This window comes from Enterococcus diestrammenae, assembly GCF_049384045.1.
Taxonomy (GTDB): Bacteria; Bacillota; Bacilli; order Lactobacillales; family Enterococcaceae; genus Enterococcus_C; species Enterococcus_C diestrammenae.
Genome location: NZ_JBMRGR010000001.1, coordinates 115,340 through 140,450 on the forward strand (window position 1 = coordinate 115,340; position 25,111 = coordinate 140,450).

Here is a 25,111-nt window from a genome sequence, read left to right on the forward strand (position 1 = left end):
ACGTAAATGAAAAAGAAAGTTCGCTTTTTTCAATCAGTGAACTTTAAAATCGCCCTGGCATTTATCTTGATCTTATTGATTTCGATCGAGATTATCGGGGCGTATTTTATTCGCGGATTGGAACGTAACACGATTAAAAACTTTACTGATAATATCAAGGATCAAGCCACACGAGTCGCACCAGAGTTTACCAATGATATCACTTTGAAAAATAGTGAGGAAGCGACTGGCGAAGAGCTGACAGACATCCAACGGCGGCTGGAAAACAGCGTCTCCACAGATATTTTGGAGATGCGGGTAGTGGACGCCAATGGCATCGTGCTGGGGGCCACCCCTTTGACGGACAAGTCTCTGATCGGCAAGAAAAATGATTATCAAGACATCAATGATCTGACCTATGTGGCCAAAACAGCTTATGATGAAACGACCCAAAAAAGGGTTTATATCGTGGTCCAACCCATCCAATCAGCGACTGGGGATACGGTGATCGGTGCTTTGTTTATGAAGAGTGATATCGAAAACCGCTATGAAGAAATTCATGATACCGCCTTGATTTTCGTCTTTGCCTCCTTGATTGCTGGGGCGATTTCCATCATTGTAGCGGTTTTGGTATCCCGTTCTATCACCCAGCCAATTGTGGAAATGCGGGAACAGGCAGTGCGGATTGCTCGAGGAGATTATAGTCGACGAGTCACAGTCTATGGCCGAGACGAACTGGGGCAGTTGGCAACGACGTTTAACCAGTTAGGGGACCGGATTGCTGAAACGCAAGATGCCATGGAATCTGAGCGAAACCGCTTGGATAGTGTCTTGTCTCATATGACCGATGGGGTAATCGCCACTGATCGTCGTGGGAAAGTCATCACCATCAATGAAATGGCGTTGACCTTGTTGAATGTCAAACGAGAAGATGTCATCGGTGAATCTATTCTGGAATTGCTGGCGATCGACGAAGATTATACTTTGCGGAAATTATTGGAAAATCCGGATGAGATGCTGATTGAACGGGAAAATCCCTATCGCGGTTTCGTCATTTTACGAACGGACTTTTCGATGATTCGCCGGGAGTCTGGGTTTATTTCCGGTCTTGTGGCGGTGATGCATGATGTTACTGAACAGGAAAAAACCGAGCAAGAACGGCGGGATTTTGTCTCCAATGTCTCCCACGAACTGCGGACCCCATTAACCAGTATGCGGAGTTATATTGAAGCTTTAAGTGATGGGGCTTGGCAAGACGAAGAAGTCGCGCCAAACTTTTTGAAAGTTACTTTAGATGAAACGGACCGTATGATTCGAATGATTAACGATTTGCTGGATCTATCCCGGATGGATAGTGGCAAGGCGGTGATGCAGCTGGAGTATGTCAATTTTAATGAGTTGGTCAGCTTTGTGTTGGATCGCTTTGATATGATTGTCGATAACCAAGATAGCGGTAAAAAATACCGGATTCGCCGAGATTTCACCAAACGGGACTTGTGGGCAGAAGTCGATACCGACAAAATCATCCAAGTGGTGGATAACATCATGAACAATGCTATCAAGTATTCTCCTGATGGTGGGACGATTACCGTGCGTCTATCAGAAACTCACAATAACATCGTTTTGAGTATCACTGACCAAGGCTTAGGGATTCCCAAAAAAGACTTGGCTCGCGTGTTTGACCGTTTCTACCGGGTGGATAAAGCCCGGGCTCGGAAACAAGGGGGCACCGGTTTGGGACTAGCCATATCTAAAGAAGTCATGAAAGCCCACGGAGGCAATATTTGGGTGGAAAGTCAAGAAGGACGGGGCTCTACTTTTTACATCACCTTGCCTTACGAACCTTATGAGGAGGATTGGTGGGAATGAAAGTATCCGAAAAAATTATTCGTTACGGTTTAATTGTCTTGATTGCTTTGAGCTTTTACTTGTCTTATAAGATCTGGCTCAGTCCCAATGCTCGTACCTATATGGGAGAAGACCAGCCGACAGTAGTCGCCAATCCGACCAATATTCGAAAAGCCAGTGATGTCTTTTTACCGACGCGACTTGTCTGGATGAAAAGTGAGGAAGAGATTCAGATGCTTTCTACGGAAAAAGCCATTAGCACCATGCACAAGGAATTGGTGAAGGGACGCTATGGGGAAGTTACCGTGAAGACCTATGAAGATGATGAAGCTTTTCTGAAAGATGTGGATGTCGTTGATGCAGTAGAGTTTAATTATTTTAGCTCCTTTCAGCTTTACGAATACGACAAGACCTATGATTTAAAAATGGATCTCAAAGATGTGGATGAAGGGAAAGATTTGTACTTTTCCAAAGTGCAATTGGATTTTAGAAATAAGGTCATCCGTTTTATCAATCCCCGACGCCATCAGATTTATCAAGCTGAAGTCAAATCTAGCTTGAAAACTATGGAAAATCGCTTGCTCACTATCGATGATCAGTGGCTCCCCATGGCGAAGGATGAACGACTGCAGAATCTACAATACAACACTCAGGAAAAAGTGACTTTGCAGCTTTACAGTTACATCGCTTCGACCCAGACGTATACGGTCTTTCGCAATGCCTTTTTCCAAGATCCCGAAAATGTTAAGAGTAGTGAAGAAAGCCAGGATACGGTTTTGTACGGTGGGCAAGAAACGATGCGCATCCAAGGAGATCAGCAAATCGTGGAATTTCAAGGGCCTGTGACCTCAAATGCCGAAGATGATATCTACGATCAGAGCTTCCAATATGTCAGTCGGTTGGAAACCAATGTCGGCTACTTGCGCTTTTTCGATCGCAGCAAAGATCGTATCACCTATCGTACCTTTATCGAAGGCTTTCCTGTTTTCGGGGATGCCTACCAAGGGGAAGTCAGTTTCACCTTACAAGCAAGTGCCACGGGAACGCCGCAAGTGGATATTCGCAGCAGCCTGAACACCATCCAAATTCCGATTCCTTCCGATGAGACGGTAGAGCTTCCCGCCAGTCAAGAAGTCATCACTGACCTGACAGAAAAAGGTGCCGATTTGGAATTGTGGGAGTCGATGGTGATTGGTTACCAACGACAAGCCGTTAAAAATGCAGATGGTATCGTGGATATGGTGCCTATGTGGTATATCAAATACAATGATACCTGGTATTCTTATGCCGCTTTAGCAGCGGAATTGGTAGCGGAAAAGGAGGCGGTGTAAGTGGATTTTAAACGAATCGAATGGATTTTCTTTTTAGCCTTTTTAGGGGTTAACCTCTTTTTGTTTTCAATTTTCCAATCCGCCAAAAATGAAGAACGCAACGTAGCAACCTCTAATCAAAAGATTGCCATCGAACAGCGCTTAAAAGCGGATAGTATTTCATATGATGGTGATTTTGCTACTGACAAACCGACAGGCTATTACCTCAGTGGTATCCCAACCAATATGCAGAAAGCCATCAGTGATTATCGAAAGGCTAATGACGAGAGTGACGCTTTTAGTTTGGGAACCACGACAGAAGAATACCAAGTGACCCGTCGGATTTCCGACGGGACGAGTATTACCGATGCGACTAAAACCGCCGCAACGTTGGCTAAATTTTTGCAACAAGATGAGGAAGTGCTTTTTGGAGAGGAGTACACCTATCTGGAAAACCTCTCCTTTCAAGATCAGGAGTATCCAGAAATCGTTGCCGCCCAATCCTTTGAGAAGATTCCTTTCAATGATTCTTCTAGCCGATTGGATATCGAGCTGGAAAATACGGATGATTTATTGAAAATTACCCGCTATACCCAGACGCATATCAGTCAGATTGAAAAATTGCGGGACCAAACGGCTTTGTACTCAGAGCGGGATGCCATTGAAACGCTGTATGTCAACAATCGGATTCCGCCGAAGAGCAAGATTGCCTGGCGCCAGTTGGCTTATACCTTGAGTTTGCAGTTTCGCGGGACTAACGTCTATATCCCAGTTTGGTTTGTCGCCATTGATACCGGCAGTAGCCTCCAAGTGGAAAAAGTCAACGCCATCACTAATCGTGTTTTCACCAATACTCCCGTTCAAAAGGTGGAAAAAAACTAAACTTGGCTTTATAATGGAAAACGATTTGACCCTGCGCTGAAGAAATCCGGCAGCAGGGGTCACCAAAGTAGAAGGGAAGTTTCATCAAATGACAACATCAACGGCGACGGCAACTATGAATATCGCAATTTTGGCCAGTGGCAGTTCAGGAAACTCCCTGTACATCGAATCTGAGCAGAAGAAAATCTTAGTGGATGCCGGCCTTTCCGGTAAAAAAATTACTTCGTTACTGGCAGAAGTCGGACGTAAACCTGATGACTTGGATGCCATCTTGGTTACCCATGAACATCGGGACCATATCCATGGTGTCGGCGTGATGGCACGAAAATACAAGTTAGATATCTACGCCAATGAAAAAACATGGGCGGCGATGGACCCCATGATTGGCAATGTCCCTCTGGAGCAAAAGCAAATTTTTGAAATGGGTAAAGTTTTAACGTTAGGGGATTTGGACATCGAGAGTTTTGGTGTCTCCCACGATGCGGCAGCGCCTCAATTTTATAGTTTTCACAAAAATGATAAGAGTTTTGTCATGCTGACGGATACGGGCTATTGTTCTGATCATGTGCGTGGCGTGATTCGCAATGCGGATGCCTATCTATTAGAATCGAACCACGACTTAGAAATGTTACGGATGGGACCTTATCCTTGGAACTTAAAGCAACGGATTTTGGGAGACCACGGTCATTTGTCTAATGAAGATGGGGCTTTGGTCGCTGCTGATATCATCGGCGACAAAACCAAACGGATTTATCTGGGCCATTTGAGTAAGGAAAACAATCTGAAAGAATTGGCTCATTTGACGATGGAAAACACGTTAAGAGAACATGATCTCGGAGTGGGGTATGATTTTGATGTTTATGACACCGATCCAGACCGCGCCTGTGAGCTGTTTTCGTTGTGATAAAATAATCAGATGGTGAAATATAGCTCCGTAAATTTTATTGTTTTTCTGTCATTTGTTGACTGATTATCCGTAACATTCATACTACTTTTGCCGGTTTAATCTTAAATATATATATGACAAAAGCACTACTTTCCTCAGGGCGTAACTGAGAGGAAGTGATGCTTTTTTGTAGATAAAGAACTTATTTATTTGCCTACCACACCGACATGTTGGTTTTCGTAAAGGTTTTGTTCAGCGATATCTAGCATCGCTACAGCATAGTCAGCCATACTGATTTCACTATTGCCGGCAGCGTCTGTACCCAAGTGGTCGCCGGTGAAACGATACTCACCCGTAGCAGCACCATCAGGGTTGAAAAAAGCCGCTGGGGAGAGATAGGTCCATCTAAGCTGAGTCGTGGTCGGTAACTCTCGGAAAGCTTGGTACATATGATAAGCTGTCGGATAGTACGGCGCATCAGTGGGGGCCTGATCAATCATGCGGGTATCTTGGTCGTCAATAAAGAGGGAAGAAGAGCCCCCCACGACTAAAAGTCGTACCTTAGTTCCACTAAGAATAGTGATTAAATGGGCGAGGCTGGTTTCGTGTAAGTCTTCTTTGCCAGCCGGTGCTCGGAAGGCGTCGATGACTACATCGAAAGGGAGTAAATCCTCTTTGGTCAAAGCAAATAAGTCTTTTTCAATGTAGGGGACGTCAACTGTTAGTTTACTGGCATTGTGCATGATGGCGGTGATGTCTTGCCCACGTTTCAGACCTTCTTGAACAAGCAAGCTCCCTGCATGGCCGGTCGCACCGATAATTGCAATCTTCATCAAAAGTTCCTCCTTTGTCAGCTTTACGATTGAGCTATGATTTCATCATACGAGGCCCGTGGTAGGAAAGCAACAAATTGGTTTGCTTCCAAAATTCACTATTTTTTCTTCATGATTTCTTCTAGATTTTTTTGAGTAAATGACTTGCCATCTGGTGTCAAAATGAGTATCATAAGTTTTGTAGGTTAGCACTCGATGTATGAGAGTGCTAATTCCCAAAACACAAAATCGTAACAACATTATTGGAGGGATTTAACGTGTTAAAACCATTAGGTGATCGCGTCGTTATCAAAGTCGCGAAGGAAGAAGAAAAATCAATCGGCGGTATCGTCTTAGCCTCATCCGCTCAAGAAAAACCGCAAACAGGCGAAGTTGTCGCTGTTGGTGCTGGACGTACTTTGGATAGTGGCGAAAAAGCACCTCTTGAAGTCAGCGTTGGTGACCAAGTGATGTTTGAAAAATATGCTGGCTCTGAAGTCAAGTTCGATGGCGTAGAATACTTAATCGTCAATGGCAAAGACATTATGGCCATCGTTGAATAGGTTGCTTACCAAACTTCCCCAAAAATGACAATTTAACAAATGGTATCAGATTAGACGAAGAGCTTGAGATGAGCCCAGCCGATCTGAGCCAACTAATTATGAGGTGAAATAAATCATGGCAAAAGAACTTAAGTTTTCAGAAGATGCCCGGGCAGCGATGCTTCGCGGGGTAGATAAACTAGCAGATACGGTCAAAGTTACCTTAGGCCCTAAAGGTCGTAATGTTGTATTGGAAAAATCTTATGGCTCACCTTTGATTACAAACGACGGGGTCACCATCGCCAAAGAAATCGAATTGGAAGACCATTTTGAAAATATGGGGGCCAAATTGGTTTCCGAAGTTGCTTCAAAAACCAATGATATCGCTGGTGACGGGACAACGACGGCTACCTTGTTAACGCAAGCCATCGTTCGTGAAGGATTGAAAAACGTGACTGCAGGCGCGAACCCAATCGGTATCCGTCGCGGGATTGAATTGGCAACGAAAGCCGCAGTTGAAGAATTGCACAAAATCTCAACAGTGGTTGATTCTAAAGAAGCGATTGCTCAAGTTGGTGCGGTTTCTTCTAGCTCTGAAGAAGTCGGTCAATACATTGCTGATGCTATGGAAAAAGTTGGCAATGATGGGGTCATTACCATTGAAGAATCAAAAGGGATTGAAACCGAATTAGACGTAGTGGAAGGGATGCAATTTGACCGCGGCTACCTTTCTCAATACATGGTGACTGACAATGATAAGATGGAAGCTGTTTTGGACAATCCTTACATCTTGATCACGGACAAAAAGATTTCCAATATTCAAGATATCTTGCCTTTATTGGAACAAATCTTGCAACAATCAAAACCACTGTTGATCATTGCTGACGACGTGGATGGCGAAGCATTGCCAACATTGGTCTTGAACAAAATTCGTGGGACTTTCAATGTCGTCGCTGTGAAAGCACCTGGTTTTGGTGACCGTCGGAAAGCGATGTTGGAAGATATCGCTGTCTTGACTGGTGGCACGGTGATTACTGAAGACCTTGGTTTGGAATTGAAAGATGCGACAATCGAAAGCTTGGGCCAAGCTAGCAAAGTCGTTGTTGATAAAGACAACACGACCATCGTGGAAGGTGCTGGTGCCACTGAAGCTATTCAAGCTCGGGTACAATTGATTAAAAACCAAATTGCTGAAACAACTTCTGATTTTGATCGGGAAAAATTGCAAGAACGCTTAGCTAAATTAGCTGGTGGGGTAGCCGTCATCAAAGTCGGTGCACCAACTGAAACTGAATTGAAAGAAATGAAATTACGAATTGAAGATGCCTTGAATGCTACTCGGGCCGCTGTCGAAGAAGGGATGGTCTCCGGTGGGGGGACAGCTTTAGTCAACGTCATCGGTAAAGTTTCCGAATTGGAAGCAGAAGGCGATATCGCAACTGGTATCAAGATTGTGCTTCGTGCCTTGGAAGAACCTGTGCGTCAAATTGCTGAAAATGCCGGGTATGAAGGCTCTGTCATCATCGACAAGCTGAAAAATGCTGAAATCGGCGTTGGTTTCAATGCTGCAAACGGTGAATGGGTGAACATGGTAGAAGCCGGTATTGTGGATCCTACTAAAGTAACTCGTTCAGCCTTGCAAAATGCGGCTTCTGTTGCTGCTTTGTTGTTAACCACTGAAGCAGTCGTAGCTGACAAACCAGAACCAGCTGCACCTGCTGCACCAGCAATGGATCCTGGCATGGGCATGATGTAAAAAAGTTTTGTTAACTAAATGTTTCGCCAAAAACCTCTCAAACAGCTATTTTGTTTGAGAGGTTTTGCTTCGTAACTAAAGGTTAGGGTGTCGAAAGTAAAAAATTAGAATTGTTGAAAAGCTTAATCCCATATTTTGGCCAAAAAAGCCCAACTAATAGGAATGCAAACCTAAATTAATCGGAAGGCTGTCGTTTTTTCCATATTTTTATGATTAAAGACGACTATATTTAGCAAAGGAACGTACACCCTAACCAATAAAGGACTTATAAAAAAATAAGCATCAAATGATTTGTCACGATGAAAAATCATTCTTGCTAACTAAGGATAGGAGAACCGTAGTAAACTGAAAATAAATAGCGCTGTATTTGAAGCGCTCGCGAATATACCAGTGGTGGAGAAAGGAGAGCGCAGATGTATCTCGAGAGCTTTTATTTTCCAACGCAAGCAGAAGAAGAGGGTTTCTTTACCGTTCCACGGGCCAAGGTCTATGATAGTTTTTATCCTTTTCAAGTCCTTTCCCGACACCAGTTTTCCCAGATTGATTTTGCACCGATTACGATTCTCTATGGTGGCAATGGCTCGGGAAAAAGCACTGCTCTGAATATCATTGCAGAAAAAATTACAGCTAAACGGGAAGCGAACTTTAATCATTCCCCCTTTTATTCGGATTATTTGGCTCTTTGTCATATGCAGGCAGGGCATCACCAAGCAAAGGAAAGTCGAATTCTTACCAGTGACGATGTTTTTGACTATATGTTGACTGTCCGGGGGCTCAATGATGGCGTGGATCGAAAGCGTGAGGAGCTTTTTGAAGCATATTATGAAGCAAAGTATGATCGTGCTTTTCAGTTTCATGGCTTTGAAGATTACCAGCGCTTGCGAGAAATTAATCTGGCTCGCAGTAAAACCCAGTCGAAATTTGTCAAAAAGAAGTTGGGGACCAATATTCGTACCTTTTCCAACGGGGAGAGTGCCTATCGTTATTTTGTGGAACAGCTAGCACCAGAAGGCCTTTATCTATTGGATGAACCAGAAAATTCCTTAGCGCCTACTCTACAACGAAAGCTCGCCGACTGGTTAGCTGGAGCGGTACGTTATGATGGCTGTCAGTTAGTAATCGCTACTCATTCGCCATTTTTATTGGCGTTGCCTGAAGCAAGAGTTTATGACTTGGACCAAAACCCTGTAACCATCAAATCTTGGACAGAGGTGGAAAACGTGCGTTTGTATCGGCAATTTTTCGCAGAACATCAAGGCGAATTTGAGGATTGCTAAAGGGAGGAGCGGAGGAACTCTTTTTAGTAGACAGGCTCTAAGACGGTCTCAACTAAGAATGGGTAACAAAAGCGTTCTAGCTTTTTACTAGTAGTAGGTGGGGCTATTTGGTTACAAGTAAAAAAACGACAACCCAAGGCAGGGTGCCGTTTTCTGATAGACGTTTTTTCACCAACAAGCTAACGAATCAACAGCAACCGGCATCAGGTTTTCCTCCTTTATGCCTATCTGGTTAATTGTAAGGTTATTCGGCGGTGTAATGGTAAATGATATCATGTAAAAGTTGTGCGGAAGGGTGGCTCGTCTTTTGGTTGTAATAGGCGGCAAAGCGTTCGTCAGCGAGATACATATCAGCTAAGCCGCGGTGATAGGCCTCGTGATAAAATGGCGCGGTAATGGTTAACCATTCTCGATGAGCTAAAAATGCTTCATGGGCCAACTGGGAATCCAAATCAACGGTGGTTAAGTCTTGACTTAGGGTTTCTAAGGCATTAAAGAGCCGTTGTTCGGCAGCTTGCATTTTCTGATAGTCCGCTTGTGTTAGCTGTTGCCATTTCTGATTTGCCTTTTCAATAGTTTCTTCGCCATACTTTTCACGAATCTCGGCGCCGTATTTCATTTCATTTTCCTGTAGTTTGCGTTGCTTAAAGGCACTAAATTTGTCTTGATCCCTCATGGAAGTTCCTCCTTCGTAATATGCCAGAGTTTGATCCAAATGATGAATCAACTCTTGTAATTGTGAGAGCTCTTGGCTTAAATAGTGTCGCTGCTGGGTAAGAAGAGGCCGAATATCAAAGGTCGGATCAGCGAGGGTCTGCTTAATCTCCTCTAATTTAATCCCGAAACGTTTCAAATACAAAATCTGCTGCAACCGGTCGACTTCGGCGGCACCGTAGATTCGGTAACCTGAAGAACTGAGACGTTTTGGCACTAAGAGACCAATTTCGTGATAATAGCGGAGTGTTCGCGGGGAGACCCCAGATAGTTGGGCCAACTTTTGAATGGTATATTCCATACTTCTACCTTCTTTCTTAGGAGCGTTTCTCTCACAAAGATAGCATAATGGCTGACGTTACGTGAAGGTCAAGCAAAAAATCAAAAAAAATTCATTTTTTTGTGCTATACTAAAAATATAATTAAATAACGTTTATCTGTCACTTATTTGCTGAATGTAGTGAGTTAAGAGTAAAAAACAATTACAAAAAAGGAAGGTTATGCCATGAAATTAATCGAATCACCAATTAACACTAACCTCAATTTAGAAACCGTTTTTCCTAATGTTACCAAATTTTTGTTTGACCACTCCGCTATCAAGTTTTATAAGATCTACGCCTTGGATCGAATCCAAATCATTTACGTGGATACGTATGATTATCTTGGATTGGTTATGATTGATAGCAAGAAAAAAATCAAAAAAAGTGAAGTCGATTTTGCCATTCATCGTCTGTTGAAAACAACTCGTGATCAGGTGAAAGTCGATGTCGGAGTCAAAGCACGAATGGAAGCGGCTGGGATTAAGTTTTCGGCTCCCCGCAAGGATATCATTTTTGTGAAGATGCCTGTTGCCAAAGACTGATCGACTGGCTTTCGCTGGAGGGCTTCTTCAAAGGTGAATCTAGCCAAAATCAGCTTTTGTAAGAAAAGCAGTTGCTAGATGCAATCGTCATAGGCGATTTCGCAGTTGCCTATTCTAGATAAAGGCTTTACGGGTTTCTTTTTTATAGAAATTTAGCAATCTTCCGCATTTTTAGTGGCCGGCTGGCGCTGAAATGCGGTTTTTTTGATATAATGAAGGACAGCAAAGGATTGCAAGTAGGAGTAGCCGAAAAACTGTGGTGGTTTTACCCAAGGGCTAGTTCATTGCCAACGTGCGCTACTACGCAATCATAGAAAGGGAGTTTACCTATGAAACGATATCCAGACGATAGCCTCACCTTACACACTGATCTCTATCAAATCAATATGATGCAAACTTATTGGGAGTTGGGTCGAGCTGACCGCAATGCTGTTTTCGAATGTTATTTTCGAGAAATGCCTTTTGAAAATGGTTATGCGATTTTTGCCGGCTTAGAACGCTTGGTGCATTATTTGGAAGAGTTGCACTTTAGTGAGTCAGACTTGCAGTATTTGCGAGAAATGGGGGGCTACCCAGAAGACTTTTTGCAGTACTTAGCTGATTTTGAGTTTAAATGTACGGTTCGTTCGGCTAAAGAAGGGGATTTGGTTTTTGCTAATGAGCCGATTGTCCAAGTCGAAGGGCCTCTAGGACAAGCCCAACTCATCGAGACCGCCTTGTTGAATATGGTGAATTTCCAAACCTTAATCGCGACGAAAGCTGCACGGATTAAGTCAGTGATTGGCGATGATCCTTTATTGGAATTTGGCTCACGGCGGGCCCAAGAAATGGATGCCGCTTTCTGGGGGACCCGAGCTGCATATATCGGCGGGGCGGATGCGACAAGTAACGTGCGAGCTGGTAAAGTCTTCGGGATTCCGGCCAGCGGTACCCATGCCCATTCCCTTGTCCAATCTTATGGGAATGACTACGATGCCTTTATGGCTTATGCAAAAACTCATAAGGACTGCGTATTTTTGGTGGATACCTATGATACCTTGAAGCTGGGCGTACCGACAGCGATTAAGGTGGCCAAGGAAATGGGAGACAAAATCAATTTCTTAGGGGTACGCATTGACTCCGGAGATATGGCCTATATCTCAAAACGAGTCCGAGAACAGCTAGACGAAGCTGGTTTTACCGATGCAAAAGTCTACGCTTCTAATGATTTAGATGAAAACACCATCCTTAGTTTGAAGATGCAAAAGGCCAAAATCGATGTCTGGGGTGTGGGGACCAAGTTAATCACTGCTTATGACCAGCCAGCCCTCGGTGCGGTTTACAAGCTGGTTTCTATCGAAAATGATGAAGGGGTCATGGAGGATACCATCAAACTTTCCAGCAATGCTGAAAAGGTCAGCACCCCAGGTAAAAAACAAGTGTGGCGAATTACCCGTAACTCTGATGGCAAATCAGAAGGGGATTACATCACCTTGCTTGATGAAGAACCACGACTAGAAAAAGAAATCTTTATGTTCCATCCAGTGCATACGTTTATCAATAAAACGGTTCGTGATTTCTCGGCTCAACCAGTATTGACCGAGATTTATGAAAAAGGCCAGTTGGTGTATGACCTCCCAGATTTGGAAGTTATCAAAGCTTATGCTCAAGACTGCTTAAGCTCGCTTTGGGACGAATACAAACGCGACCTCAACCCACAACAATACCCAGTGGATCTCTCGACTGACTTATGGAATCATAAGATGGCCATCATGAAAAAAGTGCGGCAACGTGTCGCTAAATCGACTGAGAAAGGGGACAATGAGCTATGAGCCTTCAACAAGAAATCATCAAACAATTAGGGGTGAAACCCACCATTGATCCCCAACAAGAAATCCGCGTCAGTGTCGACTTTATGAAAGACTATCTGAAAAAATATCCTTTTTTGAAAACTTTTGTACTAGGGATTTCTGGCGGTCAAGATTCCACGCTAGCTGGGCGATTGGCTCAGATTACCATGATGGAAATGCGGGAGGAAACAGGGGATGACAGCTATCGTTTCATCGCAGTCCGCTTGCCTTATGGGGCCCAAGCGGATGAAGCGGATGCCCAAAAAGCTTTGGACTTTATCCAACCAGATGAAAGCTTCGTGGTAAATATCAAAGCTGCTGTTGATGCCCAAGAAGCTGCTGTGGAAGCTTGTGGCCTCGATATTTCTGACTTTAACAAAGGTAATATCAAAGCGCGGCAACGCATGATCAGTCAATACGCCATCGCCGGGGCTTGCTCCGGAGCTGTGATTGGTACCGACCATGCGGCAGAAAATATTACTGGTTTCTTTACCAAATTTGGTGATGGTGGCGCCGATTTACTGCCTTTGTTTCGGTTAAACAAACGTCAAGGCAAACAGTTGTTGATGGCATTAAATGCTCCAGCAGCTTTGTATACGAAGATTCCGACGGCTGACTTAGAAGACGACAAGCCATTGGTGGCAGACGAAGTGGCTTTAGGGGTTACCTATGATGAAATCGATGACTATTTGGAAGGAAAAACCATTGACCAGCAAGCGCGCCAAAAGATTGAAGGCTGGTGGTTGAAAACACAGCACAAACGTCATTTACCAATTTCCGTGTTAGATGACTTTTGGCGGGAATAAAAAACTGTAAAAACCGAATATTCTTAAAAGATTTGCAGATTTTTGCGGTTTTTTGTTGCGTGATAACCTTTATTATTTTATACTTCAGTTGGGAGTTTTGGGGAAGACTCCGTTAACAACGGCTAGAGGATACCATTTGGGGTCCTCTTTTTTGTGTTTTCCTCAAAGACGGGCTGGATCATAGGACGCTTTTTTTTAGATGAACTGTATGGTTAGACGCATCTTTAGGTTCACGTTGCCAACTCGAAAAAATCATTTCCCGACAGTCATAAAAAAGCGCCCCTGTTTAATTAAGCTGACTTTCTTAAAATCCTTTTCCATAAGGTAGGATAGCTTTACATCCATTAGACAAACCGCTAAAATATGGTCTATTGACGTGAAAAACGTCTGGTGTGACTAAATTTAATCGTGAGGAATGACTGCTTTGTTACAGAATCATCGCAAACTTCGCTGGTTTCTCAAAGGATTCGGAATCTTTTTTTTAATCCTTTTGAGTAATCTTTATCTCCAATTTTGCCAGAATAACCTTTCCTTAGATTTGGCTTTGAAATTCGCTTTTTCATGGCATGAGGAAAAATTTTTTCTGGCCTGTCTGGTATTACTGACCCTTTATGGTGCTGTGGCTGCTTTGGTTGGCTCTGTTGGGATGGGGGCTCTTTTGTACAGCCTGTTTATCGGTATCTTAGGTTATGCTGACTACCTGAAAATGAGTATGCGGCAAGAACCAATCTATCCTGATGACCTCAAGATGGTGGCCAATCTGAAAATGATGAAGGATCTGGTAGGCTGGCCGCTTTTTCTTTTCTTGATGTTGTTGATCTTGGTGGTGCTGGTGGGCGTTTTGTGGGTCTTTATCCGCAAGTTAAAACTCCCTCGTTCTCAGCAAATATTTCGAGGAAGTGTCTTACTCCTTTGTGTGGTTTCCTTAGGTTACTTTAGTAATTTTAATGATGAAACGAATCTTTTACGTAAAGGGTTTAATCGTACCGCTTTGTGGATTCCTTATTCACAAAAAATGAACTACTATAATGTGGGTTTTGTAGGCGGCTTTTTGTATAATCTGAAAGTTATTCCAATGGATGAACCGGAAGGCTATTCGAAAGAAGCCGTAGCGGAAATTGTCACCCGCTATCAAAAGCAAGCGGACCAGGCCAATGAGAAGTTGGCTGATGCAGAGGCTCCAAATATCGTCTATGTCATGAGTGAAAGTTTCTCAGATCCCAATCGCCTGACAGGGGTGGATATTGCAGGAGACCCGTTAAAAGATTATTACGCGGTGGCTAATCAGACATATAGTGGTCAAATGTTATCCCAAAACTATGGGGGCGGGACCGCCAATATCGAATTTGAAGCCTTGACAGGATTTTCGATGGCTTTATTTAATCCCCAAATGACCACCCCTTATACATTATTAGTTCCTAAACTAAAACAATTGCCTTCCTTAGTATCGATGTTAAAGGAGCAGGGGTACCAAACCACGGCTATCCATCCTTATGATACGTCGATGTACAAACGCAAAGATGTGTATCAAGTGTTAGGGTTTGACGAATTTTTGGATCAAGATACCATGACTCATCGTGAAAAACTACAAAACAATCCTTATATTTCTGATGGGGCTGCTTACCAAGAGATTTTGGATCGCTTACAAGAAGGGAGTCAGCCGCAGTTTGTCCATCTGGTAACGATGCAAACACATATGCCTTACGGGGGGAAATACGAGGATATTGACTATCAAGTGACAGTTGCTGATGGAAATGTCACTTCCATCGCCAACTATGCTCAAGACGTCGCCTATGCTAGCAGTGCGTTGCAACGATTTGTTGACGCCTTACAAAAAATTCCTCGTCGCACCCTCGTCGTTTTTTGGGGGGATCATTTGCCAGGAATATATTCAGATGAGATCCAGCAAGCCAATGCAGGCACCCAGCTCCATGAGACGGAATTTTTAATGGTAGACAATCAAGAAAAATTGCAAGATACCACTAATGATCATGTGACCAGTCCGTTTTATTTCGGACCGACTTTGATGGCCCAAGCCCAACAACCGGTTAGCGGTTTTTATCAAATGTTGCTGAATTTGCAAACGATTTTGCCAGCTTTTGAAACTGGGATGTATCTCACCGATAGTTGGCAAAAAACGCTGTCTCTGAAGGGAACGGATCAAAAGCTTTATGATGATTACCAAATGATCCAATACGATGTACTGGCGGGAAAACGGTACAGTCTTTCCACGGATTTTTATCAGCAATAACTTTCCCATTAAAACAGCTGGAGGTAGCCAAAAGCAACAGCCAGCTTACATAGGAGTCGTGTAAAATGAGTTTTGTGAAAAAAGACAATCAACGGTATTTTAATCCCATGCGTCGGGCAATCTTGAACCATGACATGATCCAACCCGGAGACAAGGTGGCGATTGGCATGTCTGGTGGTAAAGACAGTACGACTTTGCTGTATTTATTGGATACCATCAAAAAACAACAGCGGTTAGGCTTTGATTTTGATATTCAGCCGATAACCTTGGACATGGGCTTTGCTGGGGTGGATTTGACCCCATTGCAAGCTTTTGTTGAGACGCTAGGCTACCAGCTAGAAGTGGTCCCTACCAACATTGCACAAGTTGTATTTGATATTCGGGAGGAGCGTTCCCCTTGTTCCTTATGTGCGAAACTACGTCGTGGTATTCTTTATCGCCGTGCACAAGAACTGGGCTGTCAAAAAGTAGCCTTGGGACACCATCTGGATGATGCTATCGAAACTTATTTTATGAACTTTTTATTTCATGGACAGCTTGCAAGTTTTGAACCCAAAAGCTATCTCACCAAAACGGGGGTCACGTTGATTCGTCCATTGCTTTATATTGAAGAAAAAGAAATCATTCGCTATGTCAAACGAGAAGAACTCCCGGTGATTTTCAACCCTTGCCCCGTGGATAAACAAACAAAACGAGAAGAAATCAAAGAATTTGTCGGGACCATCGCACAACAATATCCCGATGTACGGGAAAAATTTATCATGGGGATGGAACAAGGTACGCCAGATAATTTCTGGCAAAAGAGTCTGGTAACTACTAAAGCAACTCAAAAAAACTGACCGTTGTTGGTCAGTTTTTTAATGGATAAAGAACTTATAAAAAATTAAGCTCCAAAAAGCCTGATGCATCAGGAATTAAGTGGTGTATCATGCCGTCATGGTGACAGTAGCAAAGACTAACCCAGTCCCGTAGAAGTTATTACGTGAGGCCTAGAACTCGCAATGGGATAAATGCTGTCCCAACGGCTGTTCGTTTTCCAAGGGGCGCCTAGACCAAATTGAGGTGCCGCTTTTTTGTTATTTGAAAGAATCTTTCATGAGCATAGATGCACAAGACTTGATGAAAAATCGCTCTTTACCTTGCAATAAGGGGCAAGGGCGGTTGCTCCTATTAATGAAAAAGTATCGATGTAAGCGTTTCTATAAAAACGTTTCGATAGATTTCTAAGTGGATTTTGAAATGTTTCTTGTGAAAAAATAAGCGATTAGGAGTCGAAATAGCCTTCTAATCATTTTTTTATCTTGTAAAAATGCCTATATAACAGCGTTTTTTAGCTATTTAACATTTTTGTTATGTAAAGGGTTGCATTTTTTTAACAAGGGGCTTATACTACCAACTGTAGAAACGTTTCACCAAATGAAAGGAGCCGTCGATGAAAGTTGAATATAGGAGAGGGACAAGCGTATGAAGAAATTAGCTAAAATTTGGAAGCAGCGGCAACTGCATTGGATGGTATTGCCGGGAGTAGCTTTTATGATCGTGTTTAACTACATCCCGATTTACGGTATTATCATCGCCTTCAAAAACTACACGATTGTTGATACCATCTCATCAGCTCCTTGGGTTGGATTGGCAAACTTCAAAATTATTCTGGAAGATACTTATTTTTGGGAAGCGGTACGAAACACCTTGGGAATCAGCCTCCTAAAACTAGGACTAGGTTTTATGATTCCGATTATCTTAGCCATTATGATTTTTGAAATGAAAGATGGTCACTTTAAGAAATTTGTTCAGACGGTTTCTTATATTCCCCATTTCTTTTCTTGGATTGTTTTGGGTGGGATGTTGATTTCTTGGTTGTCCACCAACGGCTTCTTTAACCAAGTGTTGATGTCTGTTGGCTTGATGGACAAAGGAGTCAATCATCTCTTAGATCCCCATAAGTACTGGTGGATCGCCGTACTTTCTGATTTATGGAAAGAAGTCGGTTGGGGAACGATTTTGTACCTAGCTGGTATGTCGCGGATTGATCCGACATTTTACGAAGCGGCTCGGATTGATGGGGCGACAAAACTGCAACAAATTCGCAAAATTACCTTGCCATTATTAACCCCAATCATTTCATTAAACTTGATTTTAAACGTCAGCGGAATTTTAGGATCGAACTTGGATCAAACGTTAGTTTTGATGAATTCGCAAAACCAAAGCAAATCCGAAGTTATTAATTCCTTCGTTTACCGAATGGGGCTAGCGCAAGGGGACTTCTCCTACGCCACTGCGGTAGGTTTGGGAATTTCGGTCATCTCAGTGATCTTGCTGGTGATTACTGACCGCGTCACACGGAACTTGAACAATGGCAAATCGGTTATTTTGTAGGAGGTGAGGATATGATAAAAAAACGCAAGCAAGAAAATCGCTGGTTTTACTTCTTTAATACTTTGATTTTGATTCTGTTCTCCTTAATCATTATCGTGCCAATCTGGAACATTTTAGTATCCTCCTTATCCGCGACATCAGGATTAGGTGAAAGTGGTTTAGTACTTTGGCCGAGAGCCTTTACCTTGGAAAACTATCGCAAGGTGTTATCTGATGCCAGCATCCCACGGGCCTTTGGTATCTCCGTTTTAAAAACAGTGCTAGGGGCGCTAACCCATACGCTATTTTGTGCGACTGTGGCATATGGCTTGAGTAAGTCGCATTTGATCGGTCGGAGTTTTTATACGACTCTCGGTGTGATCACCATGTATTTCGGTGGTGGGATGATTCCGACTTACCTCTTGATTAAGTCATTGGGCTTGTTGGATACTTTCTGGGTTTATATCATTCCAGCTCTCTTTAGCTACTACGATACGGTGATTTTGATGAACTTCTTCCGAGAAATTCCCCCTTCCTTGGAGGAATCGGCGAAAATCGACGGGGCTTCAGAATTTACTATCTTCGCTAAAATTTACTTACCATTAACGAAACCGGCTTTGGCTACGATTATCTTGTTTAATGGCGTTGGCCAATGGAATGACTTCATGACCACGAAATTGTATATCACTAAAGAATACTTGTATCCTTTGCAAATGAAAATTTATGAGATCATCGTCCAATCCAATTTGAGTACCATGACGGAAAGCGGGAGTACCGATGTGGTGGTGCAAGCCACGACTCGTGGGGTGCAACTGGCCACCATCGTTATCACCACTATTCCAATTTTAGTGATTTACCCATTACTTCAAAAACATTTCATCGGCGGTATGATGGCCGGTGCTGTTAAAGAATAAAGAAAGAGGTAGAAATGATGAAAAAATTAGTAACTGGTTCACTGTTAGCAGCTAGCTTGTTTGCCTTGGCAGCTTGTGGCGGTGGGAGCAAAGACAAAGATTCCGCGGACTTCTCTATTAAAGATCGTTACGAATTGGATGAAAAAACGCCTGCTTGGAAACTGGATAATAAAAAAGAGACTACAAAAATTACTTGGTACATTAACTCCGACTGGACTGCACTGCCATTTGGTGAAGATGTCACTACCGCTCAAATCAAAAAAGATCTAAATATCGATGTTGAATTTATTTCTGGGGATGACTCGAAATTAAATGCGATGATCTCTGGCGGCGACTTACCAGATATCGTTACTTTGACAAACAAAACTGGCCAAGCTGCCTTGAAAGCAGATAGTTGGGCCTATTCCCTTAATGATTTAGCCAAAAAGTATGATCCGTATTTGATGAATGTCGTCAATAAAGATACTTTCAAATGGTACTCCCTTGACAATGGGAAAACATACGGTTATCCAAACTACTCCAATACAGCTGCTGATTATGAAAGTGGCAATATTCCAGTCAATGATAACTTCGTAATTCGCGAAGATGTGTATGAAGCTATCGGAAAACCGGATATTACAAAACCAGAAAACTTTGTCAAAGCTATGAAAGACATTGCTGCGAAATATCCTGACTTGGTTCCAATGGGCTTCACGACTGTTGGCGATACAGCTGGTCCTTTCACTGACAAATTGCAAGACTTCCTTGGGGTGCCTTTGGAAGACCAAGATGGAAAATACTATGACCGCAATTTGGATGAAGAATACTTGACTTGGTTGTCTACGTTGAATCAAGTCTATCGTGATGGCAACATTTCTGATGATAGCTTTACTGATGATGGCCCGACTTACGATGAAAAAGTCAAGAGTGGTCAATATGCAACAATCTTGGTAGCTGGTACTAGCGGCCAAGGGGGGAACTTCAATGATTTCAATAAGAAATCTGGAACTCGTTACATCGCCATTGATGGGCCTTCTAGCACTAGTGGCCGGAAACCGACGATGAACCAAACTGGGATTTCTGGTTGGTTGAGCAACTACATTACCAAAGACGCCAAAGATCCTGCTAAAGTGACTCAATTGTTTACTTACTTGATCGACAAACCTGGGCAAATTTTGACGAAATATGGGGTTGAAGGAGTCACTTATGCTTACAATGATGAAGGTAAAATCGACTACTTGCCAGAAGTTGCTAAATTAGAACAAACCGACAACGAAGCTTACAACAAGAAATACGGAATTAGCCGTTTTAACTATTTCAATAACGACCGGGTCAATGCCTTGAAAGTTAAAACAGAAGATGCTTTGACACAAATGCAAGCTTGGGGCAAAGGCAAGTTAGTGCCACACTTTGTCATTGAAAATATCAATCCAGATCTAGGTACGCCGGAAGCTCGTTCAAACGAAGCAATCGAAACTAAATTGAACAGCAGCGTCATTTCCATGATTCGGGCTTCTGATGAAAAAGCCTTTGATAAGACGTTGTCAGAATACAAAACTTTCTTAGACGACAATAAATGGGATGAAATTAAAGCCATCAAATCTGAAAAAATGGCTGATAACCGCGAAAAATTACAGTAGTCACCAATAGAAAGGATGGTAGGGGGGCAGTAACTGAGTTCTGCCCCCTATTACTTATTATGATTGAAAAATTCTTCTCCTTTGATGGTTGGTATTATCGGACCTTTTCCTTTTTAGCTGATTTATTGATCTTAAATATCTTGTTTTTATTGACAGCTTGGACGGTAGTGTTTACCGGACCGGCGATTATCGCCCTTTATCGAGGCGTCCAAAACTTATTGCAGCAAAAACAGACCAGTGTCATTCGTGAATACTTCCAAAACCTCCAAGAAGTCAAACGAGGTAGTTTATTAACGGCTATCGTCTTGGCTTTTGGCTTAGGTGTAGCTGGGATAGGCTTTGTCTTCATGAGTCTTTCTACCGCCTTAGGTTTTCTAGTTATCGTTTTGACCGCCTTAAGCTTTTTGTTTGTCACGATTTTTACTGTGATTTTTAGTCTTTCGACACTATCGGTGAAAGAAGCTGGGCAAGAAGCTTTCTATGTACTATTAAGCAGTACCGCTCATGGCATCATTTTATTTGTGATTCCAGCGGTGGTTTTGTTCTTGCTGGCAAAGGTTAATCTGATGCTTTGCCTCGTCAGCGGATTTGCGATTAGCGTTTGTTTGCAAGTGACTTTTTTCAATAAGGTATTGGTGAAAACAGATGGACAATAACCAGTTTTGGCAACAGGTAACCGATGAACTAGCCCAACTTCCCTTGCAATTGACCCTTACCCCCCTTGCTGTGGAAGTTACAAATGGTGAAGCTTTTTCGATGCAATACCAAAGCCTTGGAGGCGAAATCATCCATGGCTTGTATCTTCAACCCAAGAGCTCACAACCGACGCCGGTAGTGATTGACTTTTTAGGCTATCTAACCCAGATTGAAAACCCACAACAATTTAGTCATTGGTTAGCGATTGGTTGCGGGTGCTTGGTAATCGACAATCGGGGACAAGGTGGTGCAACTTTAGACCAAGTACCTTATCAAACCGTGACGATGCCCATGCCTTTGGGGCGAGGGCTATTGACTCCGGAAGATAGTTACCTCCGCCGAATGGTAGCAGATCAATTACGTTTATTTGAAGTCTTAGAGAACTTACCACGTTTGGACGCCAGCCGGGTTTATCTCCATGGGAATTCCCAAGGCGGTGGGTTGGCTTTGATGGTAAACAGCTTGAGCCCAGTAGCCATCCAAGGAACATTTGCCAATGTCCCAAGCCAATCGAATTTACCACATCGCATTGCGACGGCGACGGGGTCTTATGGGGTGATGAAGGAATATTTGAACACCCATCCAACAGATCAAAAACAAGTACTTCAAACAATGGCGATGTTTGATATTCGCCATTACGCTCATCTGATTGAAAATCCAGTTTGGGCATCGGTCGCGACCAACGATACTACCTGTCCAATGGTGGATTTTTTCCCCACCTATAAGCGCTTAGCTGGTCCCAAACAGCTGACTGTTTTTTGGGGGAAAGGCCATGAAGGTGGCGGCTTAAAACGATTAACACAAGAAATACAATTATTGAAAGAAATCATGTAAGGCAGGGATTAGGATGAAGATTGCAACGTACAATGTGCGAGTAGATACCGATTATGACCGCCAGTGGCAATGGGATTATCGGAAAGATTATGTCTTGGGTTTACTGACTTATCACGCTTGGGATTTGGTCGGGGTGCAAGAAGTACGCCCGAATCAAGTGGAAGATTTGACTAGTTTAAAAGATTATCAAGTACTAGCAGCCGAACGTGATGGCGATGGCACTGGCGAAGGATTAGCCATCTTGTATCGGCCAGCCCTCGAACTTTTGGACTCTGGCTTCTTTTGGTTATCAGAAACCCCTGATAAACCAAGTATTCATCCCGAAGCTGGCTATCCGCGGATTTGCTTATGGGGACTTTTCCAAGAAGTAGGGGGTGCCCCATTCTTAGTCCTCAACGTCCATTTGGATCATGTCTCTGAGGCCGCTCGGATGTCTGGAATGAAGGTATTGTTGACGGAGTTGGCGGATAAGATTGCTGACTATCCTACGATTTTATTAGGGGATTTCAATGCTTGGCCGACAGATGAAGTCCATCACTTGGTACAAGCACAATTTGAAAACGGCAAGACGACCAGTCCCAGCCCTCATTATGGACCGGATGGGACCTTCCAGAATTTCGATTATGAAACTAGCTGGCAGGACTTGGAAGAGATTGATTATATCTACTTAAAAGGTTTTGCAGCTTTGAAAACAGGCGTTCTGACGGATGCCTGTGATCGGCGCTTCCCTTCTGATCATTTTCCACTAGCAATGACTATTCAAACAAAGGATTAGGTGAAAACAATGGAAAAAACACAACTGCAAGATTTACTAGGACAGATGACCCAAGCTGAGAAAATCGATCAATTGCAACAATTGATGGCAGCTTTTTATTCTGAAAAAGCAGAAGAAAAAACAGGTCCGATGGGAGATCTGGACTTAACCGAAGAAAATATCAAAAATGCCGGTTCGACGTTAGGGATTTCCGGTGCGAAAGAAGCTATTCGGGTTCAAAAAAGCTATATGGAAAACAATCGTTTGCACATACCAACCTTGTTGATGGCCGATATTATCCATGGCTTTCGGACGATTTTCCCCATTCCTCTAGGTTTAGGTGCGACTTGGGATGTGGCGGCTGCGGAAAAAATGGCAGAAATTTCCGCAAAAGAAGCAGCGGTTTCTGGGCTTCACGTGACCTTTTCGCCAATGGTGGACTTAGTTAGAGATCCACGTTGGGGGCGGGTGATGGAATCCACCGGGGAAGATCCATTTTTGAATAGCCGATTTGCCGAAGCTTTCGTCAAAGGTTACCAAGGGGAGGATTTGACCCACGATTTCATGCGTGTGGCGGCTTGTGTCAAACACTTTGCAGCATATGGGGCAGCCATTGCTGGTCGTGATTACAACACGGTCAACATGTCCGAAAGACAATTACGCGAATCCTACCTTCCAGGTTATCATGCAGCGATTCAAGCTGGTGCAAAATTGGTCATGACTTCCTTTAATACCGTCGATGGTATTCCAGCCACTGGGAACAAATGGCTCTTCCGGGATGTGCTAAGAGACGATCTTGGTTTTGAAGGCACGGTCATCTCCGACTGGGGAGCAATCTCTGAAATGATTCCTCACGGAGTGGCTGCGAACGAAAAAGAAGCTGCCGAATTAGCCATAAAAGCTGGGGTCGATATCGAAATGATGACTTCCACTTACAGCCATTACTTGGCAGAATTGATTGCGGAAGGCCGGATTGACGCTGGCTTAGTCGATGAAGCAGTCTTGCGTATCTTGGAATTGAAAAATGATCTAGGCTTGTTTGAAAATCCTTATCGTGGGGCGGATGAAACGGCTGAAGCTGCATTGATCTTGTGTGAGGATCATCGTCAAGCAGCGCGAGAAATTGCTGAAAAAGCCATTGTCTTGCTAAAAAATGAAGCGGTGTTGCCATTGAAAGCGACTGAAAAAGTTGCGTTAGTAGGACCAGCTGCGGCTTCTAACGATGTCTTAGGCGCTTGGTCTTGGCAAGGACAAAAAGCTGAAGCTATCTCCTTATCCCAAGCATTTGCCAAAGACCAATCCGTTGTCAGTGGTACGGAAACCTTTGATTATTTCACTCCTAGTGAAGCGGCTGTTGCGGAAGCCCTCACTTTGGCAAAAACGGCTGACAAAGTGATCGTGGCCTTAGGAGAAGCCGACTGGATGAGTGGGGAAGCTGCTAGCCGGACGGATATACGATTGCCACAAGCTCAATTGGACTTCTTCAAGAAAGTCTTAGCAGTAAATGAAAATGTCATCGTGACTTTATATAATGGCCGTCCCTTGGATTTGCGGGAGTTGGATGGTGCCAAAGCCATTGTGGAAGCGTGGTTCCCTGGTACTGAAGCCGGCCATGCTTTGAAAAATATTCTGACTGGAGCAGTCAACCCTTCAGGTCGCTTGTCGATGTCCTTCCCGGAATCAGTGGGACAAGTTCCTGTCTATTACAATACGGACAACACTGGTCGCCCTTACGAATCAGCGCCAGATGAAAAATATGTTTCCAAATACTTGGATTGCAGCAATTATGCGAAATATCCTTTTGGTTTTGGGCTTAGCTATAGCAATTTCAACTATAGCCAATTGACATTAAGCAGCGATACCATGACTGCCTCAGAAAGTCTGGTAGCAAGTGTCACTGTCACTAACGATAGCGCGGTAGCTGGTGTGGAAACGGTCCAACTGTATCTACGGGATTTAGTCGGTGAAGTGGTCCGCCCACTTAAAGAACTGAAAGGTTTCCAAAAAGTCTCTTTGGCTGCTGGCGAAAGTAAGGCGGTTCGTTTTACGATTACGGAAGACTTGTTGCGCTATGTTCATCCAAATCAAATCGCTTCTAGTGATGCTGGTAGTTTTACCTTAACGATTGGTGGCAGTAGTGTCAGTGGTCTCAGCAGCGATTTCCAATTGATTAAATAAGAAACGA

Annotated in this window: 21 protein-coding genes; 19 read left to right on the forward strand and 2 right to left on the reverse strand. The window is 43.3% G+C overall.

Annotation, left to right across the window (positions count from 1 at the left end; translation table 11 throughout):
• Positions 1-6 precede the first annotated feature (6 nt).
• The 4 genes from walK (at position 7) to ACO03U_RS00575 (ending at position 4,923) form a co-directional block, all read left to right on the forward strand.
• Entirely contained in the window at positions 7-1,848 is a 1,842-nt protein-coding gene (walK, locus tag ACO03U_RS00560; RefSeq protein WP_204684846.1) for a cell wall metabolism sensor histidine kinase WalK, read from the forward strand.
• On the forward strand, positions 1,845-3,158 hold the full coding sequence (locus ACO03U_RS00565) for a YycH family regulatory protein (protein ID WP_204684845.1): 1,314 nt from the start codon (positions 1,845-1,847) through the stop codon (positions 3,156-3,158). Before walK ends, ACO03U_RS00565 begins: the two co-directional genes overlap by 4 nt.
• Entirely contained in the window at positions 3,159-4,019 is an 861-nt protein-coding gene (locus ACO03U_RS00570) for a two-component system regulatory protein YycI (protein WP_204684844.1), read from the forward strand. It begins immediately after the preceding gene.
• 115 nt (positions 4,020-4,134) lie between these two features.
• On the forward strand, positions 4,135-4,923 hold the full coding sequence (locus ACO03U_RS00575) for an MBL fold metallo-hydrolase (protein ID WP_161869871.1): 789 nt from the start codon (positions 4,135-4,137) through the stop codon (positions 4,921-4,923).
• Between the two features lie 188 nt (positions 4,924-5,111).
• Here ACO03U_RS00575 and ACO03U_RS00580 read toward each other — a convergent pair whose 3' ends face one another.
• Positions 5,112-5,738: an NAD(P)-dependent oxidoreductase gene (locus ACO03U_RS00580; RefSeq protein WP_204684843.1), complete on the reverse strand. Its 627-nt coding sequence runs from the start codon at positions 5,736-5,738 to the stop codon at positions 5,112-5,114.
• A gap of 257 nt (positions 5,739-5,995) precedes the next feature.
• On the opposite strand from ACO03U_RS00580, the gene groES reads away from it, so the two are divergent.
• The 3 genes from groES (at position 5,996) to ACO03U_RS00595 (ending at position 9,292) form a co-directional block, all read left to right on the forward strand.
• Entirely contained in the window at positions 5,996-6,280 is a 285-nt protein-coding gene (groES, locus tag ACO03U_RS00585; protein WP_161869857.1) for a co-chaperone GroES, read from the forward strand.
• 115 nt (positions 6,281-6,395) lie between these two features.
• On the forward strand, positions 6,396-8,015 hold the full coding sequence (groL, locus tag ACO03U_RS00590; protein WP_161869856.1) for a chaperonin GroEL: 1,620 nt from the start codon (positions 6,396-6,398) through the stop codon (positions 8,013-8,015).
• 413 nt (positions 8,016-8,428) lie between these two features.
• Positions 8,429-9,292, forward strand: a complete 864-nt coding sequence (locus tag ACO03U_RS00595; RefSeq protein ID WP_204684842.1) for an AAA family ATPase — start codon at positions 8,429-8,431, stop codon at positions 9,290-9,292.
• A gap of 244 nt (positions 9,293-9,536) precedes the next feature.
• Here ACO03U_RS00595 and ACO03U_RS00600 read toward each other — a convergent pair whose 3' ends face one another.
• Positions 9,537-10,307: a MerR family transcriptional regulator gene (locus ACO03U_RS00600; protein ID WP_204684841.1), complete on the reverse strand. Its 771-nt coding sequence runs from the start codon at positions 10,305-10,307 to the stop codon at positions 9,537-9,539.
• Between the two features lie 204 nt (positions 10,308-10,511).
• Between ACO03U_RS00600 and ACO03U_RS00605 the strand changes: the two genes are divergently transcribed.
• From ACO03U_RS00605 to bglX, 12 genes are all read left to right on the forward strand, one after another.
• The gene (locus tag ACO03U_RS00605; protein ID WP_161869854.1) at positions 10,512-10,868 is read left to right on the forward strand and encodes a DUF1827 family protein; all 357 of its coding nucleotides are present in this window, start codon (positions 10,512-10,514) and stop codon (positions 10,866-10,868) included.
• A gap of 329 nt (positions 10,869-11,197) precedes the next feature.
• Complete coding sequence (locus ACO03U_RS00610) at positions 11,198-12,679, forward strand: nicotinate phosphoribosyltransferase (protein WP_204684839.1); 1,482 nt, start codon at positions 11,198-11,200, stop codon at positions 12,677-12,679.
• Positions 12,676-13,503 carry an ammonia-dependent NAD(+) synthetase gene (gene nadE / locus ACO03U_RS00615; RefSeq protein ID WP_204684838.1) on the forward strand — a complete coding sequence of 276 codons (828 nt, stop codon included), beginning with the start codon at positions 12,676-12,678 and terminating at the stop codon, positions 13,501-13,503. Before ACO03U_RS00610 ends, nadE begins: the two co-directional genes overlap by 4 nt.
• Before the next feature lie 424 nt (positions 13,504-13,927).
• Positions 13,928-15,754 carry an LTA synthase family protein gene (locus ACO03U_RS00620; protein WP_423104353.1) on the forward strand — a complete coding sequence of 609 codons (1,827 nt, stop codon included), beginning with the start codon at positions 13,928-13,930 and terminating at the stop codon, positions 15,752-15,754.
• A 65-nt stretch (positions 15,755-15,819) separates the two neighbouring features.
• Positions 15,820-16,593, forward strand: coding sequence for a tRNA 2-thiocytidine biosynthesis TtcA family protein (locus tag ACO03U_RS00625; RefSeq protein WP_204684833.1), 774 nt, complete (start codon positions 15,820-15,822; stop codon positions 16,591-16,593).
• Positions 16,594-17,218: 625 nt separating this feature from the next.
• On the forward strand, positions 17,219-18,130 hold the full coding sequence (locus ACO03U_RS00630) for an ABC transporter permease (protein ID WP_160232021.1): 912 nt from the start codon (positions 17,219-17,221) through the stop codon (positions 18,128-18,130).
• A gap of 11 nt (positions 18,131-18,141) precedes the next feature.
• On the forward strand, positions 18,142-19,023 hold the full coding sequence (locus ACO03U_RS00635; protein WP_161869849.1) for a carbohydrate ABC transporter permease: 882 nt from the start codon (positions 18,142-18,144) through the stop codon (positions 19,021-19,023).
• 17 nt (positions 19,024-19,040) lie between these two features.
• Positions 19,041-20,642 carry a type 2 periplasmic-binding domain-containing protein gene (locus ACO03U_RS00640; protein WP_204684978.1) on the forward strand — a complete coding sequence of 534 codons (1,602 nt, stop codon included), beginning with the start codon at positions 19,041-19,043 and terminating at the stop codon, positions 20,640-20,642.
• Between the two features lie 59 nt (positions 20,643-20,701).
• Positions 20,702-21,298 (forward strand): DUF624 domain-containing protein, encoded by a 597-nt coding sequence (locus ACO03U_RS00645; RefSeq protein WP_161869848.1) that lies wholly within the window; start codon positions 20,702-20,704, stop codon positions 21,296-21,298.
• The gene (locus tag ACO03U_RS00650) at positions 21,288-22,172 is read left to right on the forward strand and encodes an acetylxylan esterase (RefSeq protein WP_160232017.1); all 885 of its coding nucleotides are present in this window, start codon (positions 21,288-21,290) and stop codon (positions 22,170-22,172) included. The genes ACO03U_RS00645 and ACO03U_RS00650 overlap by 11 nt, the downstream gene beginning before the upstream one ends.
• A 13-nt stretch (positions 22,173-22,185) precedes the next feature.
• Positions 22,186-22,947, forward strand: a complete 762-nt coding sequence (locus ACO03U_RS00655; RefSeq protein ID WP_204684832.1) for an endonuclease/exonuclease/phosphatase family protein — start codon at positions 22,186-22,188, stop codon at positions 22,945-22,947.
• Between the two features lie 9 nt (positions 22,948-22,956).
• The gene (bglX, locus tag ACO03U_RS00660; RefSeq protein WP_204684831.1) at positions 22,957-25,104 is read left to right on the forward strand and encodes a beta-glucosidase BglX; all 2,148 of its coding nucleotides are present in this window, start codon (positions 22,957-22,959) and stop codon (positions 25,102-25,104) included.
• Positions 25,105-25,111 lie beyond the last annotated feature (7 nt).

Excerpts from the sequence above, each read along its gene's own strand:
- ACO03U_RS00595 (WP_204684842.1), top strand. The coding sequence starts at position 8,429 with ATGTATCTCGAGAGCTTTTATTTTCCAACGCAAGCAGAAGAAGAGGGT.
- ACO03U_RS00575 (WP_161869871.1), top strand. The coding sequence starts at position 4,135 with ATGAATATCGCAATTTTGGCCAGTGGCAGTTCAGGAAACTCCCTGTAC.
- ACO03U_RS00600 (WP_204684841.1), bottom strand. The coding sequence starts at position 10,307 with ATGGAATATACCATTCAAAAGTTGGCCCAACTATCTGGGGTCTCCCCG.
- ACO03U_RS00610 (WP_204684839.1), top strand. The coding sequence starts at position 11,198 with ATGAAACGATATCCAGACGATAGCCTCACCTTACACACTGATCTCTAT.
- bglX (WP_204684831.1), top strand. The coding sequence starts at position 22,957 with ATGGAAAAAACACAACTGCAAGATTTACTAGGACAGATGACCCAAGCT.
- ACO03U_RS00655 (WP_204684832.1), top strand. The coding sequence starts at position 22,186 with ATGAAGATTGCAACGTACAATGTGCGAGTAGATACCGATTATGACCGC.
- ACO03U_RS00630 (WP_160232021.1), top strand. The coding sequence starts at position 17,219 with ATGAAGAAATTAGCTAAAATTTGGAAGCAGCGGCAACTGCATTGGATG.
- ACO03U_RS00580 (WP_204684843.1), bottom strand. The coding sequence starts at position 5,738 with ATGAAGATTGCAATTATCGGTGCGACCGGCCATGCAGGGAGCTTGCTT.
- ACO03U_RS00640 (WP_204684978.1), top strand. The coding sequence starts at position 19,041 with ATGAAAAAATTAGTAACTGGTTCACTGTTAGCAGCTAGCTTGTTTGCC.
- walK (WP_204684846.1), top strand. The coding sequence starts at position 7 with ATGAAAAAGAAAGTTCGCTTTTTTCAATCAGTGAACTTTAAAATCGCC.
- ACO03U_RS00635 (WP_161869849.1), top strand. The coding sequence starts at position 18,142 with ATGATAAAAAAACGCAAGCAAGAAAATCGCTGGTTTTACTTCTTTAAT.
- ACO03U_RS00625 (WP_204684833.1), top strand. The coding sequence starts at position 15,820 with ATGAGTTTTGTGAAAAAAGACAATCAACGGTATTTTAATCCCATGCGT.
- ACO03U_RS00565 (WP_204684845.1), top strand. The coding sequence starts at position 1,845 with ATGAAAGTATCCGAAAAAATTATTCGTTACGGTTTAATTGTCTTGATT.
- groL (WP_161869856.1), top strand. The coding sequence starts at position 6,396 with ATGGCAAAAGAACTTAAGTTTTCAGAAGATGCCCGGGCAGCGATGCTT.
- ACO03U_RS00650 (WP_160232017.1), top strand. The coding sequence starts at position 21,288 with ATGGACAATAACCAGTTTTGGCAACAGGTAACCGATGAACTAGCCCAA.
- nadE (WP_204684838.1), top strand. The coding sequence starts at position 12,676 with ATGAGCCTTCAACAAGAAATCATCAAACAATTAGGGGTGAAACCCACC.
- ACO03U_RS00605 (WP_161869854.1), top strand. The coding sequence starts at position 10,512 with ATGAAATTAATCGAATCACCAATTAACACTAACCTCAATTTAGAAACC.
- ACO03U_RS00645 (WP_161869848.1), top strand. The coding sequence starts at position 20,702 with ATGATTGAAAAATTCTTCTCCTTTGATGGTTGGTATTATCGGACCTTT.